Annotated in this window: 13 protein-coding genes and 1 pseudogene; 6 read left to right on the forward strand and 8 right to left on the reverse strand. The window is 68.1% G+C overall.

The window, feature by feature from the left end:
- Window positions 1-38: 38 nt before the first annotated feature.
- A complete protein-coding gene (locus D187_RS22705; protein ID WP_002625800.1) occupies window positions 39-1,055 on the reverse strand; it encodes a pyridoxamine 5'-phosphate oxidase family protein in 1,017 nt (338 codons plus the stop codon).
- Window positions 1,056-1,146: 91 nt separating this feature from the next.
- Here D187_RS22705 and D187_RS22710 point away from each other — a divergent pair, with 91 nt between their 5' ends.
- From D187_RS22710 to D187_RS22725, 4 genes are all read left to right on the forward strand, one after another.
- Complete coding sequence (locus tag D187_RS22710) at window positions 1,147-1,962, forward strand: AraC family transcriptional regulator (protein ID WP_002625799.1); 816 nt, start codon at window positions 1,147-1,149, stop codon at window positions 1,960-1,962.
- A gap of 251 nt (window positions 1,963-2,213) precedes the next feature.
- Window positions 2,214-2,921, forward strand: coding sequence for a polysaccharide lyase family 20 protein (locus D187_RS22715; protein ID WP_245591800.1), 708 nt, complete (start codon window positions 2,214-2,216; stop codon window positions 2,919-2,921).
- A gap of 44 nt (window positions 2,922-2,965) precedes the next feature.
- A complete protein-coding gene (locus tag D187_RS22720; protein WP_002625797.1) occupies window positions 2,966-3,985 on the forward strand; it encodes a fascin domain-containing protein in 1,020 nt (339 codons plus the stop codon).
- A 117-nt stretch (window positions 3,986-4,102) separates the two neighbouring features.
- Complete coding sequence (locus D187_RS22725; protein ID WP_002625796.1) at window positions 4,103-5,266, forward strand: polysaccharide lyase family 7 protein; 1,164 nt, start codon at window positions 4,103-4,105, stop codon at window positions 5,264-5,266.
- A 242-nt stretch (window positions 5,267-5,508) separates the two neighbouring features.
- Here the strand turns inward: D187_RS22725 and D187_RS57150 are convergent.
- The 5 genes and pseudogenes from D187_RS57150 to zwf all read right to left on the reverse strand — a co-directional run.
- Window positions 5,509-5,616: pseudogene (locus D187_RS57150) on the reverse strand (hypothetical protein); the annotation flags it as partial.
- Between the two features lie 26 nt (window positions 5,617-5,642).
- Window positions 5,643-6,431, reverse strand: coding sequence for a hypothetical protein (locus tag D187_RS57155; protein WP_051256481.1), 789 nt, complete (start codon window positions 6,429-6,431; stop codon window positions 5,643-5,645).
- Complete coding sequence (locus tag D187_RS55390; RefSeq protein ID WP_155893520.1) at window positions 6,428-7,114, reverse strand: hypothetical protein; 687 nt, start codon at window positions 7,112-7,114, stop codon at window positions 6,428-6,430. Before D187_RS55390 ends, D187_RS57155 begins: the two co-directional genes overlap by 4 nt.
- A gap of 47 nt (window positions 7,115-7,161) precedes the next feature.
- On the reverse strand, window positions 7,162-9,291 hold the full coding sequence (gnd, locus tag D187_RS22740; RefSeq protein ID WP_002625792.1) for an NADP-dependent phosphogluconate dehydrogenase: 2,130 nt from the start codon (window positions 9,289-9,291) through the stop codon (window positions 7,162-7,164).
- Window positions 9,288-10,832: a glucose-6-phosphate dehydrogenase gene (gene zwf, locus D187_RS22745; protein WP_002625791.1), complete on the reverse strand. Its 1,545-nt coding sequence runs from the start codon at window positions 10,830-10,832 to the stop codon at window positions 9,288-9,290. Before zwf ends, gnd begins: the two co-directional genes overlap by 4 nt.
- Before the next feature lie 178 nt (window positions 10,833-11,010).
- Here zwf and D187_RS22750 point away from each other — a divergent pair, with 178 nt between their 5' ends.
- Window positions 11,011-11,613, forward strand: a complete 603-nt coding sequence (locus D187_RS22750) for a GNAT family N-acetyltransferase (RefSeq protein ID WP_002625790.1) — start codon at window positions 11,011-11,013, stop codon at window positions 11,611-11,613.
- Between the two features lie 21 nt (window positions 11,614-11,634).
- Here the strand turns inward: D187_RS22750 and D187_RS22755 are convergent, their stop codons facing one another.
- A complete protein-coding gene (locus tag D187_RS22755; RefSeq protein WP_002625789.1) occupies window positions 11,635-13,266 on the reverse strand; it encodes a carboxylesterase/lipase family protein in 1,632 nt (543 codons plus the stop codon).
- 117 nt (window positions 13,267-13,383) lie between these two features.
- Here D187_RS22755 and D187_RS22760 point away from each other — a divergent pair, with 117 nt between their 5' ends.
- Window positions 13,384-14,151: a hypothetical protein gene (locus tag D187_RS22760; RefSeq protein WP_002625788.1), complete on the forward strand. Its 768-nt coding sequence runs from the start codon at window positions 13,384-13,386 to the stop codon at window positions 14,149-14,151.
- A 12-nt stretch (window positions 14,152-14,163) separates the two neighbouring features.
- Here the strand turns inward: D187_RS22760 and D187_RS22765 are convergent, their stop codons facing one another.
- Window positions 14,164-15,195 (reverse strand): alpha/beta hydrolase family protein, encoded by a 1,032-nt coding sequence (locus tag D187_RS22765; RefSeq protein ID WP_002625787.1) that lies wholly within the window; start codon window positions 15,193-15,195, stop codon window positions 14,164-14,166.
- Window positions 15,196-15,235: the final 40 nt, after the last annotated feature.

The raw sequence follows: 15,235 nt of genomic DNA on the forward strand, positions 1-15,235 counted from the left end.
AACGCGCCTCGAACAACACGTTCCGGTAGACCGGAGCGTCAGTAGAGGTTGTCTTTGTAATCCTTCTCCATGCCCTTCTGCACGAGGCCCGTGACGCCAGGGATGGAGAGCGCCGCGCTCGCGATCCGGGCGCCGAGGCTCTTGTTGCCGTTGAGCTTGACGTGGGTGAAGAGCACCTTCGCGACGTCGACGCCCTCCGGACGCGCCTGGACCGGCCAGAGCCGGGCGCGCGCGAGCGCGGGGCTCTCGAGCAATTCGAGGGACGGGTCCTCGACGCCGGCGACCAATGTGGGCGTCTTGCCTTGCACCGTGAACCGCGCGCGCGCGGCCTCGTCGGTCGTGAGCCGGGCGCTCCCCGACAGCCGGACGACGTGCGTGGCGCCGGGAATCAGCAGCAGGGCGGCCATGCGCGGCTGGGTGACGATGTTGCGGAAGCTGTCCACCCGGCGGTTGCCCGGACGGTCCGCGAACCAGACCCGGCCCGCCTCGACGCTCGCCATCGAGCCGGCCGGGTCGCCCCGGGGGCTGAGGTCGGCGCGCCCCTGGGCGTCGAGCGTCGCCAGCGCCATGAAACGGCTGGCGGACACGAAGGCCGCGGCGTCCGGGGGGGAGGCCACGCCGGGCGAAGCCGCCCAGAAGTCCGAGCGGAGCAGCGCCTTGGCGCAGTGGCCGTAACACTCCTCGACCGTGACGCGCAGCTCGCCCCCGCTCACCTGTGCCACCCGGCCGTTGACGCGCAGGGTCTCGCCGGTGCTCGGCAGCAGGAACAGCGAGCCGAAACCCACCCCCGGCCGGGCCCCCGTCGCATCGTCGAGCACCGCGAGCGGCAGCCGCAGCTCGTGGGCCGTGCCTCCGGCGAAACCCGGAGCCCCGCCGCCGAGGGTGACCTGGAGGCGGGAGCCCTCCCCGAATCCGGCGAACATCACCGGAGCGGCGGAGAGCCAGCGCAGCGCGCCTTCATCCAGATGATCGATGACCTTGAGATTCACCGCCGCGATCGCCTTGCCAATGCAGGCCTCCAGCGCGGCGAGTGTGGTGATGGTTTGTGTCTCCATGCCCCTCAACCTGACCGGATCGCCGCCTGACCGCATTGCGCAATCTGGTCAACTTGTTTCGAAATCCGGCCATGGGGCAGGATGAGGCTCCATGCGCCTCCAGGCCCCTCTCCCCCCCTCCGCCGACATGGACCCGGACGAGGTCGCCCGCCCGGTCCTGGCGGTTGGCCTGGAGCTGGTGACGGGGGGACTCGAGCTGGACGTCCATACCCACCGCAAGGCCCAGCTCTTCTACATGCGCCGGGGCGAGTTGACGTGCGAGGCGTCCAACGCCCTGTGGCTCGTCCCGCCCCAGTCCGCGCTGTGGATTCCCGGCGGCACGCCCCACCGCCTCAAGGGCCGGGCTCCCCTCGAGGGGCTCTCGCTGTTCGTGGAGCCCGAGGCGATCGCCACTCTGCCCCGGGAATGTTGCGCCGTGTCCGTCAGCCCACTGCTGCGTGAGCTGCTGTCGCGCGCCGAGGAACTGCCCCCGCTGTATCCACTCCACGGCCGCGAGTCCCGGCTGGTCACCGTACTGCTGGACGAACTGGCGGCGGCGCGCGTGGAGGAACTGCGACTGCCCATGCCCACGGATGCGCGGCTGCGGCGGCTCGCCGAGTGGCTCCTCGCCCATCCGGGCGACGGCGCGACCCTCCAGCAGTGCGCGAAGCGTGTGGGCCTGGGCGAGCGGACATTGAACCGTCTGCTCGTCCAGGACACGGGCATGAGCTTTGGCCGGTGGCGCCAGCGGCTGCACATCATCCTCGCCCTGCAATGGCTCACGCGGGGGGCGTCGGTGCAGAGTGTGGCGATCGATCTGGGCTACGAGAGCGCGAGCAGCTTCGTGACGATGTTCCGCAAGGCGCTCGGCACGTCGCCCGCGCGCTACATCACCCGTCGGCTCGAGTTCGCCCGAGCCGATGGGTGAGCGGACCCGCGGGGATGAGCGCTACTCCAGGCCAGACCGTACCTCGAAGGGGTGACCGGATCCTCCCTCGAAATGGGGATTTCGAAGAACCCTGGAAGCCTGTAGCTTACAGGGATTCCCTGGTTGCGACCGGTCATGGCCCCACCGTGACCGGAAGCCAGTCCCGTGTGTGTTCACCCCTTCCCCCGAACTCAATGAATATCAAGAACATCGGCGTTGCTGTCGGTCTTTCTCTGCTCTCGCTTTCCCCAATGGCGGAAGCCGCGGAAATCTTCCACAACACCGGGACCGTCTCTGGCTGGAACTCCATCAACAGGGAGCACAAGGGGTCTGTCACTGAGGTGACGAATGTCACCTACTCGGGCCCCACCGCCATCAAGGTGACGCAGATCTACGATGCCTCGTACAGCGGCCGTTACCACTCGGAGGTCGTGAAGAACAACGTGTACCGTCGCGGCGACACCGGCTTCTACGGCTTCGCGTTCCGGCTGCAGCCGGATTGGCAGTTCCAACCCCAGTCGTTCAACCTCGCGCAGTTCATCGCCGATTTCTCCAATACCGGCTGTGACGACTACATGCCGTCCAGCATGGTGTGGCTCTCGGGCAATCAGCTCTTCACGCGCGTGAAGCAGGGCTCGATCTGCAATCAAAAGACCGTCACGTTCGGTAACCTCGCCACCGTTACCGCCGGGGAGTGGCACAAGGTCGTGATCCAGGCGAAATGGGCGAGCGACGGCACCGGCTTCTACAAGCTCTGGTTTGACGGCAAGAAGGTCCTCGAGCAGTACAACCTGAACACCACGGTTTCCGATGACCGGTACTTCCAGTTCCGTGTCGGCCTCTACGCGAACGGCTGGCACGACAACGGGTACATGCAGGGCAGCCAGGGGACGCGCAGCATCTGGTTCGACGAGATTGGCGCGGGCACGACCTTCGCCGACGCCGACCCTGATCAGTGAGCACCGTGGCAGACTCCAACCTCCGTTCAATCAAGGTGACAATCATGTTCCAGAAGAAGTATTCAAGACCCTCCCTTCGTGCCGCGAGCGCGATTCTGTTCCTCGCGAATGCGTGCGCCCCGACGAGTGACGCGCCTGAAGGGCAAGACGTCGCGACAGAGACGGCTCCGAGCGCGTTGCTCGCCTCCGGCGTGAGTTTCAAGACGGTGCTCGGCGGCCGCTATGTGGGCGCTCAAAACAACGGCGGCGGCGCGGTCATCGCGACGGCGACCACCGCCCAGGATTGGGAGAAGTTCTCGATCGAGGACATCAACGGCGGGTCCCTCGAGAGTGGGGACAAGATCTTCATCATCGCGGGCTCTGGGCAGTATTTCCAGGCCGCCAACGGCGGTGGCTCCACGCTGAACGCCGCCAGCGCGAATCGCCAGGACTGGGAGACGTTCCGCATTGTCAAGAAGAGCGGGACCGGTGTGATCGCCAACGGCGACATCGTCGGCCTGCAGACGGTCACGACTGGCAATTGGGTGTCGGCGGAGAACGGCGGCGGCAGCACGGTGTTCGCGTATGGCGCCGCGCTCGGCTCGTGGGAGCAGTTGACGATCTCTGGCTTGTCTGGAGGCACGACGCCGCCTCCCGCCACGGGCTGTGACGCTCCCGGCCTCGTCTGGAAGACCGGCAACAAGACCAACTTCACGTCGTACCCGGATCCGGGCAGCGAGGAGTGCACCAAGTACAACGGCTGTACGTGGGCAGGGCAGTTCGCGGCGTGCTCGGGGAAGAAGTCGGAGGCGTGGGTGGCGGCGCACAACATCGTCGCGGTGTTCCCCAACATGAACGCGCTCAAGCTCCATGACCTCTGCTTGAAGTCCGGCACGAAGACCATCGTGGTCACCGTGCTCGACACGTGCGCCGACTCGGACTGCTCGGGTTGCTGCACCCAGAACAAGGGGAACGCCGACGCGCTGATCGACCTCGAGAGCTATACCAACGAGCGCTGGGGCGTCCCCGACGGCAGGATCCAATGGGCGGACCTCGGTCCGACGAAGGGGAGCGGCTGCAACTGATTCACACTCGGGTTGAAGTCGTGGGTCGCCGAGCAGCCAGCCCTGGTGCTCGGCGACCCACTCCGAGGTGCACCGCGGCGGCACCGCACATTGGTTTCAAAACCGAAAGAGATAGAAATGTCCAAGAATCCTACCCATCCAAAGGGGGCGGGCCGTGCTGGCGGGCTCTCCACCTTCGTGCTCATGGCCGCGGTTCTCCTGGTGTCGCTGCCCGCGTTCGCACAAACGAAGCTGGTCATCCCGGAGGCCAACATCAGCGCCAGCGCCAGTGACAGCAACCTGCCGATCCATGCGAACGACGGGTCGCTGAGCACGCGGTGGTCGGCCGATGCCACCACGGGCACCCAATGGCTCCAATACAATCTGGGAGGCTGCTACAAGATCGCGTTCGCCAATCTCGCCTGGTACAACGGCGATTCGCGCAAATACAATCTCGCGCTCAAGACGTCGGACAACGGCACCACCTGGTCCACCGTGTTCAGTGGAACCAACAGCGGCACGACGGCGGCACTCAAGCCCTATACCTTCGGCGACAGGCCCGCCAAATATGTGCGGCTGGAAAGCACGGGCAGCGACGTCAACAAATGGGTCAGCCTGTCGGAAATGGAGATCTGGACCCAGGGGACGGGCACCTGCTCCGGGCTCGATCGGACCCGCTCCCCGGGCGAGAACTTCGACCTGTCGGACTACCAACTGCAAACCTTGAACAGCTCGCTTCAAGTGAAGTTCGTCGATCCCATCAACACCTACACCGACAAGTATTTCTATACCGACCCATCGACCGGTGCGATGACCTTCTACGTGCCTTCCGGAGCGGGTTCGACCGCCAACTCCAAGTATCCGCGCTCGGAGCTGCGCGCGGACACCACCTGGCATATGGGTGGCACGCATACGCTGGCCGTGTCGATGAAGGTGCTGCAACAACCGGCCACCGGCCAGATCATCATCGGCCAGATTCATGGCGAACAAACCGGCGGCTCGGAGCTGCTGAAGCTGCGCTGGACCGACGGTGACATCCTGATGGGCGTGAAGAAGAACTTCGGCGACTCCGAGCAGAAGATCCTGATCAAGAGCGGCGTCGCACTCGGGGAGAACATCGACTACGTCATCAAGCTGGTCGATTCCACCGTCACGGTCACCGTCAATGGTACGTCGAAGTCGTTTACCTACAACCGTGCGTCATGGAGCGACGTCGATCTGTATTTCAAGCTCGGTGCCTACTCACAGGACGCCTCTTCGAACGGCACGTATGCCAAGGTCGCGGTGACGGCGCTGGACTGAGCCGAAAAGAAGAGGCCCCTCCACGAGTCCTCGCACCGCGCACTGCCTCTCCTCCTCACCCAGTCCTTCTCAGCGAGGGTGGCAAAGAACTGGAGCAGCACGAGCTGGAGAGACACGAGGAGGGAAGGAGAAGGGAGGAAAGCGGACCGAGAAATCCCCCCGACTCCACCGAGCGGCCGCCTCTCGACAAGGCCACGCCCCGGAGTTCCCCGTGACGAGGAGAATCTGGCTCAGGGAGGGCCTCAGCTCCAGTCGGAGTGGATGAAGCCGGCGTCGGGCCGGTCGCGGCGCTGGTAGGTGTGGGCGCCGAAGGCGTCGCGCTGGGCCTGGATGAGGTTCTGCGGCAGCTCCGGTGCTATACGCCAACCGGCCTGTTTCACGTCCCATGCTCCCGCTCCCACTTCTCGAGCCTCTCGACGATGGAGATGGGATGGATGGCGCGGTGGTGGATGTTCTCGTGGAAGACAGCGAGATGGTACTCCCCGGCAATCAAGATGAAGGCATGTGTCGGTGGCCCGAGCTGCTTCGTCAGCCAGTCCTCTGCTTCCTCATGAGAGACAAAGGAGGCCACAGTGGCAGGAGGCCCCTCCTCCATCAATTGCCGGATGAGCATCTCCAAGGTGAACTGTGGTCGGAGCCCCCGGCGGTTCAGCTCGCGGAAGTAGTAGAACTGATAGTATTCACCCGCGACCAACACCTGTCCTTGAGCCGGCGGCTCGGGCTGATTGTCGAGCCAGGCCTCCGCCTCCTCGCGCGTCCTGAAAGATGCCACGACGTGCGGCGGCCTGGCGGCGAGAGCATCGCGGCGAAACGCCTCGAACGCCGTGTGCTGGCCGGTCGAGGCGATGAAATTGAGTGCGTCGATGAGGACTGACGCCAGCTCCTTCTCCTCAGGTGAGTGGAGTTCCCCTCGGAGCCGAGCCATGAGCCCCGCCGCTTCACCCAGGAGCGTCTTGCTGGATGCCCCTCCCCCGGAGGACGAGGGGGAGGAGTCGGGGCTCCGGCGATAATCCTCGAAGCGGTAGTCCTGACCAAGCTCGGAGATGAACAACAAGGCATCTCTCGCCACCAGGAGCAGTTCTCTCTCCTCGGGAGAAGTCTGCTCCGTCAGATACCTTCCGAGGAGCCGTGGAGCCTCGAAGCTGAGCATCTCCCCTATCTTCATCGTGGACTCTCGGCGAAGAGCAAGACGGGAGCGAGCAGCACGAGGCCTCCACTACAGGCGGCAACATAGAAAGCCACCCCCGCGATGACGACAACAGCTCCGAGCGCAAGCTCATCCTGGTGGCGTTCGAGCCAATTGACCGCGGTGTCGATGGCCTCGAACTTCACAGGCTCACGGCCCGCTTCTCCCAGGCAGTTGGCGAGCTGCTTCATGCAAGCGGTCCTGCAGTAGCCCCATTTCCCAGTCCGCCAGGGACCGTACTGCTTGGTATCGTATATGTATTTGTCGACCTGATGGATTCTCGTGCTGGCCTGGCACTCCGGAATACAAATATCATACTGACGTTCGCATTCCGCCGCATCGAGTGAGACCTGGACGATGCGACTCTCGTCGGCCCGGACGCTCGCCACGTTCCGGTACTCAGTCAGGTCGAAGTACTTGGCGGGTTTCCAGGCATGGGTCGCCTGCCCGTCTGCTGTATTCTCGATGACCAGCACGTACCTGGGCAGGTCCTGCGGTCCGGATGGGCCCGCGACCATCGGTCGGGTGGCGCTACATGAGCCAAGGAGAAGACATAAGCTCAACGCCATGAGCTTTCGGACCATCGTTCTGATGCTCATATAGAAGTAACCGTGGAGGCGGCGGGAATCGAACCCTCCGCCGACGACGACGGGCCAGGCCACGCCCCGGAACTCCCCACGACGAGGAGCCTCCGAGGCACGGCGAAGCATCAGCTCCAGTCGGAGTGGATGAATCCGGCGTCGGGCCGGTCGCGGCGCTGGTAGGTGTGGGCGCCGAAGGCGTCGCGCTGGGCCTGGGTGAGGTTCTGCGGCAGCTCCGGGCTGCGGTAGCTGTCGAAGTAGGCGAGGCTCGCGCCGAGCACCGGCACGGGGATGCCCAGCCGCGTGGCCACTCCCACGGTGCGCCGCCACGCGGGTGCCATCTTCCCGAGCACCGGCGCCAGCCCGTCGGCCACCATCAGGTTCTTCAGCTCCGGCGTCTTCTCGAAGGCCTCGCGCAGGGGCGTGAGCAGCCGCGCGCGGATGATGCAGCCGGCCCGCCAGATGCGCGCCATCTCCGCGAGCGACACGTTCCACTTGTACTCCTGGCTCGCCGCCTGGATGAGGCGCAGGCCCTGCGCGTACGTGGCCACCCGCGCCGCGTACAGCGCGTCATGCGCCCACGCCGCCAGGTTCGCTTTCTCCTCCGCGCTGAGCGCCTCGCCCTGGGGCGCGGCCAGCACGCGGCCCGCCGCCACGCGCTCTTCCTTCAGCGAGGACAGATTGCGCGCGTCGAGCGCTCCGGCGATGGACGGCACGGACACGCCCAGGTCGAGCGCCACCTGCACCGTCCACTTGCCCGTGCCCTTCTGGCCCGCCTTGTCCAGCACCTGCTCCACCAGCGGCTTGCCCGTCTCCGCGTCCTGCTTGCGCAGCACCCGGATGGTCGTCTCCAGGAGGAAGGACTCGGCGATGCCCTGGTTCCACTGCTCGAAGAGCCCCGCGATCGCGTCCGCCGACAGCCCGAGCCCGCGGCGGAGCAGGTCATACGTCTCCGCGAGCAGCTGCATGTCCGCGTACTCGATGCCGTTGTGCACCATCTTCACGAAGTGGCCCGCTCCATCCGGGCCCACGTGGGTGACGCACACGCCCTCCTCGCTCCGGGCGGCGATGGCCTCGAGCACCGGACGCACCAGCGCGTACGCCTCGGCCGGGCCGCCCGGCATGAGGGAGGGCCCATGGCGCGCGCCCTCCTCGCCGCCGGACACGCCCACGCCGAGGAAGTGCAGCCCCTTCTGCTTCCACGCCGCCTCGCGCCGCCGGGTGTCCTGGAACCAGGAGTTGCCGCCGTCCAGGACGATGTCCCCCGGCGCGAGCAGCGGCGCCAGGCGCTCCATCACCGAGTCCACCGGCGCTCCGGCCGTCACCATCATCAGGATGCGGCGGGGGCGCTCCAGCGCGCCCACGAAGTCCTCCAGCGCGGCGTGGCCCTGGAGGCTCGGCGGCGCGCCCTTGTGGCGCAGGTCCTCGAAGCGCTTGGGCTCGATGTCCCACACGGCGACGCGGAAGCCCCGGTCCGCCACGTTGAGCGCGAGGCTCTGTCCCATCACCCCCATGCCCACCACGCCGAACTGCGCGAGGGGCTGTGTCGTCGTGCTCATGTGCTTGGCTCCGGTGTTCGTCGAGGGCTCGGGCGGCTGTCCCGCCGCGGCCTCATCCATCATCCACTGCGTCTGCTTCACCCGCGCCGCCGGCAGGTCCTCGCCCGCGCGGAAGCGGCGGACGATGTCCTGCTTGCCCGCGCCACTCACCAGCCCCAGCACCTTCCGGGCGGACTGGAGCACGGGCAGCGTCAGCGTCATGCGCCACGGGGGCGGCTTGGGGCCCACCACCGCGAGCACCCGCCGCTCCTTCTCCTCGAGCGCGGCGTGGCCGGGGAAGAGCGAGGCCGTGTGGCCATCCTCGCCCATGCCCAGCACCACCACGTCCAGCACCTCGGGCAGGAGCTTCTCGTAGTCGCGTGCCGCCTGCTCGCGGTCCTCGCGCTCGCCCGGCATCCGGAACACCTGATGGGGCTGGATGCCCAGGGGCTCGAGCAGCGTCTGCTTCGCCAGCAGGTAGTTGCTGTCCGGGCTGTCCGGCGGCACGAAGCGCTCGTCCACGAAGTAGAAGTCCACCAGCGCCCAGGGCACGTCCTGCTTCGCCAGCTCCCGGTACACCTGCCCCGTCGTGCTTCCACCGGACAGGGCGAGGCTGGCGCGCTGGCCTCCCGCGACGGCCTCGAGCAGGGCGCGGGAAATCCATTCCGCGCCCCGCCGGCCCAGCTCGTTCTTCTCCACCACCAGGGGCGTGGAGCTCATCCCTTCAGCTCCATCCAGCGCCGGCCATCCCGCGACAGCAAGTCCTTCGCGGCGTCCGGGCCCACGCCGCCGGGCGCGTAGGTGTGCATGGGGCCGCCCTTGCCCCCTTCCAGCGCCTCGATGATGGGGGTGACCCAGGCCCACGCCTGCTCCACGCTGTCCTGGCGGGCGAAGAGGGTGGTGTTGCCCCGCATGCAGTCGAGCATCAGCCGCTCGTAGGCCTCCGGCACCGGCTTGTCGAAGCTCTGGGCGTAGTCGAAGTCCATGGTGACGCCCGCGATGTTGATGTCCTCGCCGGGCACCTTGGACTCGAAGCTCAGCGCGATGCCCTCGCGCGGCTGGATGCGCAGCGTGAGCACGTTGGGCTGCAGCCGCTGGCAGGTGTCGCTCGTGTTGAAGAGGCAGTGCGGCACGGACTTGAAGTGGATGGACACCTGCGTCACGCGCTTGCTCAGGCTCTTGCCCGCGCGCACGTAGAAGGGCACGCCCTGCCAGCGCCACGTGTCGATATAGGCCTTGAGCGCCACGTAGGTGGGCACCTTGGAGTCCTTCGACACGCCCTCCTCGTCGAGGTAGCCCTGGTACTGCCCCTGCACCACCGAGCGGGAGATTTCACTGCCCTCGATGGAGCGCAGCGCGCGGAACACCTTGTTCTTCTCGTCGCGGATGTCCTCCGCGCCGAAGGAGATGGGCGGCTCCATGGCGCACAGGGCCAGCACCTGCAGCAGGTGGTTCTGCACCATGTCGCGGATGACGCCCGTCTCGTCGTAGAAGCCGCCGCGCCCCTCCACGCCCACCTTCTCCGCCGCGGTGATCTCCACGTGGTCGATGTGCTGGCGGTTCCACAAGGGCTCGAAGATGGCGTTGGCGAAGCGGAAGACGAGGATGTTCTGCACCGTCTCCTTGCCCAGGTAGTGGTCGATGCGGAAGATTTGCCTCTCCTCCAGCACCGAGGCCAGCTCGCGGTTGAGCGCCTTGGCGCTCGCCAGATCCCTGCCGAAGGGCTTCTCCACGATGATGCGGCGCCAGGGCTTCTTCACCTCGGCGTCCTCGCGGTAGAGCAGCCCGGACTGCGCCAGACCGTTGAGGATGGTGGAGAACGTGGAGGCGGGGGTGGCCAGGTAGTAGAGCTGATTGCCCTGGGTCCCGAGGCGCCTGGCCGTGTCGTCCAGGTGTGAGCGCAGACGGACGAAGGACTCGGGGTCGTCGTAGGCACCCGACATCATCTCCAGCTTGGAGGAGAGCTTCTCCCAGGTGGCCTCGTCCAGGGGCTGGGTGCGGGCGTACTTCTGCAGGCCCTCCTTCACCTGGGCGCGCAGCTTCTCCACGTTGTGCTTGGAGCGGCTGAAGGCGACGACGGCGAACTGCTCGGGCAGCGAGCCCTGACGTGCCAGTTCGAAGAGCGCGGGGAAGAGCTTGCGCTGGGCCAGGTCTCCCGTGGCGCCGAAGAGCACGATGATGCAGGGGTCGGGTTTCCCCGCGCGCAGCAGGGGATCTCCTTCGCGGGGATGGGTCTCGATGTGCAGGCCCTTGTCGTCCATGTCGCCCTCCGGATGCCGGATGTAGGGGTGATAAAGCGATGTGCTCGTGAATCCGTGAGGCGGCCATATATCGGGGAGCGCGCTGACCGCCAGCCGCATGTGAATGTCCACTGTGGTATGGGGGGCGGGCCAACCGTTCGCCGGATGACGTGTGGATGCACCCTGGAGGAGCCCGCCCATGTATCTGCGTCCCTACCACCCGAACGATCGCGATGCCGTGTATGACATCTGTGTGCGCACGGGCGCGTCCGGCCAGGATGCCCGGGGCCACTACCGCAGCGACGATCTGCTCCCCGACGTCTATGCCGGCGCCTACCTCGAACTCGAGCCGCACCTCGCGTTCGTGCTGGACGACGGCGGGCGCGCGGTCGGGTACGTGCTCGGCACCGCCGACACGCCGTCCTTCGTGAAGGCCTGGCGCGCCCGGTGGCTGCCCCGCGTGGCCGGCCGCCATCCCCCTCCGGTCGAGCCGCCACTCACCGCGGATGATCGGCTCATCTCCACGCTGCACCACCCCGAGCGGATGCTCCTGCCCGAGCTGGCCCCCCACCCGGCGCACCTGCACGTCGACCTGCTTCCGCATGCGCAGGGGGCCGGGCACGGCCGACGTCTCGTGGAGACCTTCCTCGCCGCCGCCGCCGCCGCGGGCGCCCCCTCCCTGCATCTGGGCACGGGCAACGACAACACCCGGGCGGTGCGTTTCTACGAGCGTCTGGGCTTCCAGCGGCTCACCGTGGCGGGGGTCGAGGGCACCACGTTCTTCTGGCGCCCCACCCGGTGACGCGTGCTCGCGCCGAGTCGCTCAGAGCCCGAGCGAGTCCAGCATGTCGCAGCGCTGGGCGTTCAGGTTCGAGCCGTGTCCGAGCTCCGTGTTGATCTCGAGGTACTTCTCCTCCTCTCGCGTGTACGCGGGCCACTGCACCGCGCCCTCGGTGTTCGGGTTTCCCCCGGTGGCGAAGCGGGTCCAGTAGCCGATGAGCTTCGTGGACAGCTCCCGCTCGGAATCGGAGTCCAGGGCGAAGCGGCCCCGGCTCAGGCCGAAGACGAAGGGCAGCTCGGCGGAGTGGTACGCGCCCAGCTTCAGGAACCGGCCGAAGATGCTGCCGAAGGCCTTCTTGGGCTCGTAGGTGAAGAAATAGGCATGCACGGGCTGCCCCTGCTCCACCAGCGTGCGCGCGAGCTGGCGGGTGGGGCACACGAACATCGCGTCCCCGAGCAGACGGCTGAAGGCCGCCTTGGGCGAGGTGAAGTCCTTCGCCGGATAGGCGCGCAGCAGGGGCTCGGCCTTGCCCGGCACGCGCACGTTCACCGCGGCCTCGTACTGCTCGGGCGTGTCGATCTTCGCCTGGAGGGTGAAGATCGTGCCCTCGTCCCGGTTGGAGCCGAGCAGCAAGGGCACCCGCGCGTACTTGCCCTCCGCGAGGAGCTGGCGCGGCGCCGCGGGGATGACGTTCCCATCCACCACCGGTCCGAAGCCCACCCGCGGCTTGAGCAGGTCGAGCGCGGCCCCACTCGCGGCGAGCAGTTGCTCGGGCGTCCGGGTGCGCAGGCACGCGGCGATGTCTCCCTCCGTGCAGCCCACCTCGCGGGCGAAGCGCACCCCGCGCTCCTCGGCGCTGTCCTCCTGCTCGGGCGTGCCCGGATCCTTCAGCGGCGTGTTCGTCAGGTAGCAGGTGCCGCTCTCGGCGATGACGCGGTGGAAGAGGCCCTGTGCCGCGGGCGAGACCATCTGCAGGCACGCGGAGATGGCACCCGCGGACTCGCCGAAGAGCGTGACGTTGGTGGGATCCCCCCCGAAGGCGGAGACATGATCACGCACCCACTCGAGCGCGAGCCGCTGGTCCATGAGGCCGTAGTTGCCCGAGGACTCCGCGGGCGCTCCGGCGCCGAGCGCGGGGTGGGCGAGGAAGCCCAGCGCGCCCAGCCGGTAGTTCATGCTCACCACCACCACGCCCGCGTGGGCCAGTGCCGAGCCGTCGTACAGCTCATCCCGGGACGAGCCGAGGGTGAAGGCGCCCCCGTGGATGTAGACCATCACCGGCGCGGGCTTCTGGGGCTCGAGCGCGGGCGTCCACACGTTGAGGGTGAGGCAGTCCTCGCTGGTGCCCTCGATGGGCTTGCCGTTGCGCATGTCCGCCTGGGGGCAGGGGGAGCCGAAGCGCGAGGCATCGCGCGGGGTGCTCCACGCGGCGGCGGGCTCGGGGGCGCGCCAGCGGCGCTCGCCCGTGGGGGGCTGGGCGAACGGGATGCCGAGGAAGGCGGCGCCGCCATCCGCATAGGCCAGGCCCTGGACGGGTCCCCGGCCGGTCTCGACCACGGGCGCGGGCCCCTCGGCCAGGGCGGGCCCGTTCGAGTGGGCACAGTGGGTGAGCAACAACAGGCAACTGGAGAGGAGGATCCGGGAGCACGAGCGCATGGGGGAGATCTGGAGCACACTCACCCGTCTCCGCCCACGGTCATCTTTCGTGTGTCGTTCACTCCCACCCCTCGCCGCGGGATGCATCCGGGAAGGTCATCGAATACAAGGGGCGTTGACCCGTCTGGGAGTCATATGAACCGGTTTCTTGGCCCCGCGTCCCTTGCCGTGTCCCTGCTGGCCCTCACCGTGGCCGTCTGGAGTCCTCGAGGGGGGGACGAGGCGCCCGCTGCCCCGCCCCCTGCTTCTCCGGCGCCCGCGTCCGCTCCTCAAACGGTGAAGGACCTGGAACTCCGGGTGAAGATGCTGGAGGAGAACGCGCTGAGCCTGTCGCGGCGGTTGATGCTGCTGGAGCAGCGGCCGGCGGTCGCGGGGGCGGAGGGGGGCGGCGCCGCTCCGGCGGGGCTGGCCACGGAGGTGGAGCAGCTCCGCTCGGAAGTGCGCTCCATGGTGGCGGGCGAGGCGCTGCAGTCCGAGGGGGGACGCGAGTACCTCAAGGGAGTGATGCGCTCGGTGCAGGACGAGATGCGCACCGAGCAGCGCGCGCAGCGGCAGGAGCGGATGGTGCAGAACATGGCGCAGGCGCAGGCGCAGCAGGCCGAGCGCGTGCGCCGCTTCGCCACCGAGGCGCGGTTGAGCTCCACCCAGGAGCGCGATGTCCTGCGCCACCTGGAGAACGAGTCCACCCGGCGCCAGGAGCTCTTCCAGGCGATGCAGAGCGGCTCGGAGCCGCAGAACACGCGTCAGGAGCTGCGGCAGTTGCGCGAGCAGACGGACACGCAGATCAAGTCCCTGCTCGATGAGTCCCAGCAGGCCCAGTACGACCAGATGCGCCGCGAGGAGCGGCGGGGCGGACGTGAGCGCGGGGACGGGCAGGGACGGGCGGCGGGAGACGGGCGCTGAGGGAGCCCGGGCTCACGGGGGCGCTGGCGACGGCTCGTCCTCGGGAGGGAGTTGAAGGGCCTCGACGCGCGAGAAGGCCTCGAGGATGGCGCGCACGATGGCGCCGCGGCCGGTGACGAAGGCGCTCAGGTGCCCCCCGGACAGGTAGCGCAGCTCGGCTCCCCGCCAGTGTTGGAGCAGGCGCAGGGTGGAGGCGGCGGGGACGAAGCCATCCTGGCGCGCGGCCATGAAGATGGCCCGTTTGGGGTGGGGCAGGGGTGGCAGCGTGGTGGTGCCCGCGGCGGAGAGCAGCTCGTGGAGCCGCTGGCGCGCGGCCTCGGTGCTTCCCAGGGGCCGGCCCAGGGTCTCCCAGTCGGGGAGGGCGGACAGCACGCCCTCGGTGAAGACAGGGGCCGCGGTGTGGGCGGCGGCCAGGGGGATGACGGCCACGGGCAGGGGGAACAGGGCGGCGGCGTAGGCGGCGATGCTGCCCCCCATGCTGTAGCCGCAGATGCCCACCTTGGGGTGTCCCCGCGCGAGCAGCCACCCGAGCAGCGCCGTCGCCTCCACCGCCGTGGCGCGGAACATGAGCAGCAGGTCCGCCACGGTGCGCACCGCGGGGCCCTTCTGGGACGGAGGCCGGCGCGAGCCGTAGTAGGGATTCTCCAGCAGCAGCGCGCCCACGCCCGAGCGGGCCAGCTTCCCGGCGATGAAGCGGCGCAGGCCGAAGCCCTCGTCTCCCGAGGACGCGAGGAAGACGCACACCGCGGGCAGCGGGCCGGCTCCCTGGGGCAGCAGCAACTGGAAGCGAGCCTCCTGGCAGGCGGCGGGCAGCGAGCCCACGGCCGCGGGGCTGGGAAAGCGTCCCTCCTGGACGAGCAGGTGCCCCTCGCGCCGCGGCGGGCTCATCCGCACGTCGGACAACTCCGGGAAGGCGAAGCCCTGGGGCCCCCGGGTGAGCTTCTCCAGGAGGGCGGACGAGCCCCATCCGTCCTCGAAGAAGCGCGGCTGGCGCGCCACCACCCATCTCGCGCCGAGCGCGTCCAGCCAGTGCATGCGATTCATCCATCCATCCTCGCCGCGTCCGGACGGCCTGCCAACCGGC

The sequence above is a fragment of the Cystobacter fuscus DSM 2262 genome (genome assembly GCF_000335475.2).
Lineage (GTDB): Bacteria > Myxococcota > Myxococcia > Myxococcales > Myxococcaceae > Cystobacter > Cystobacter fuscus.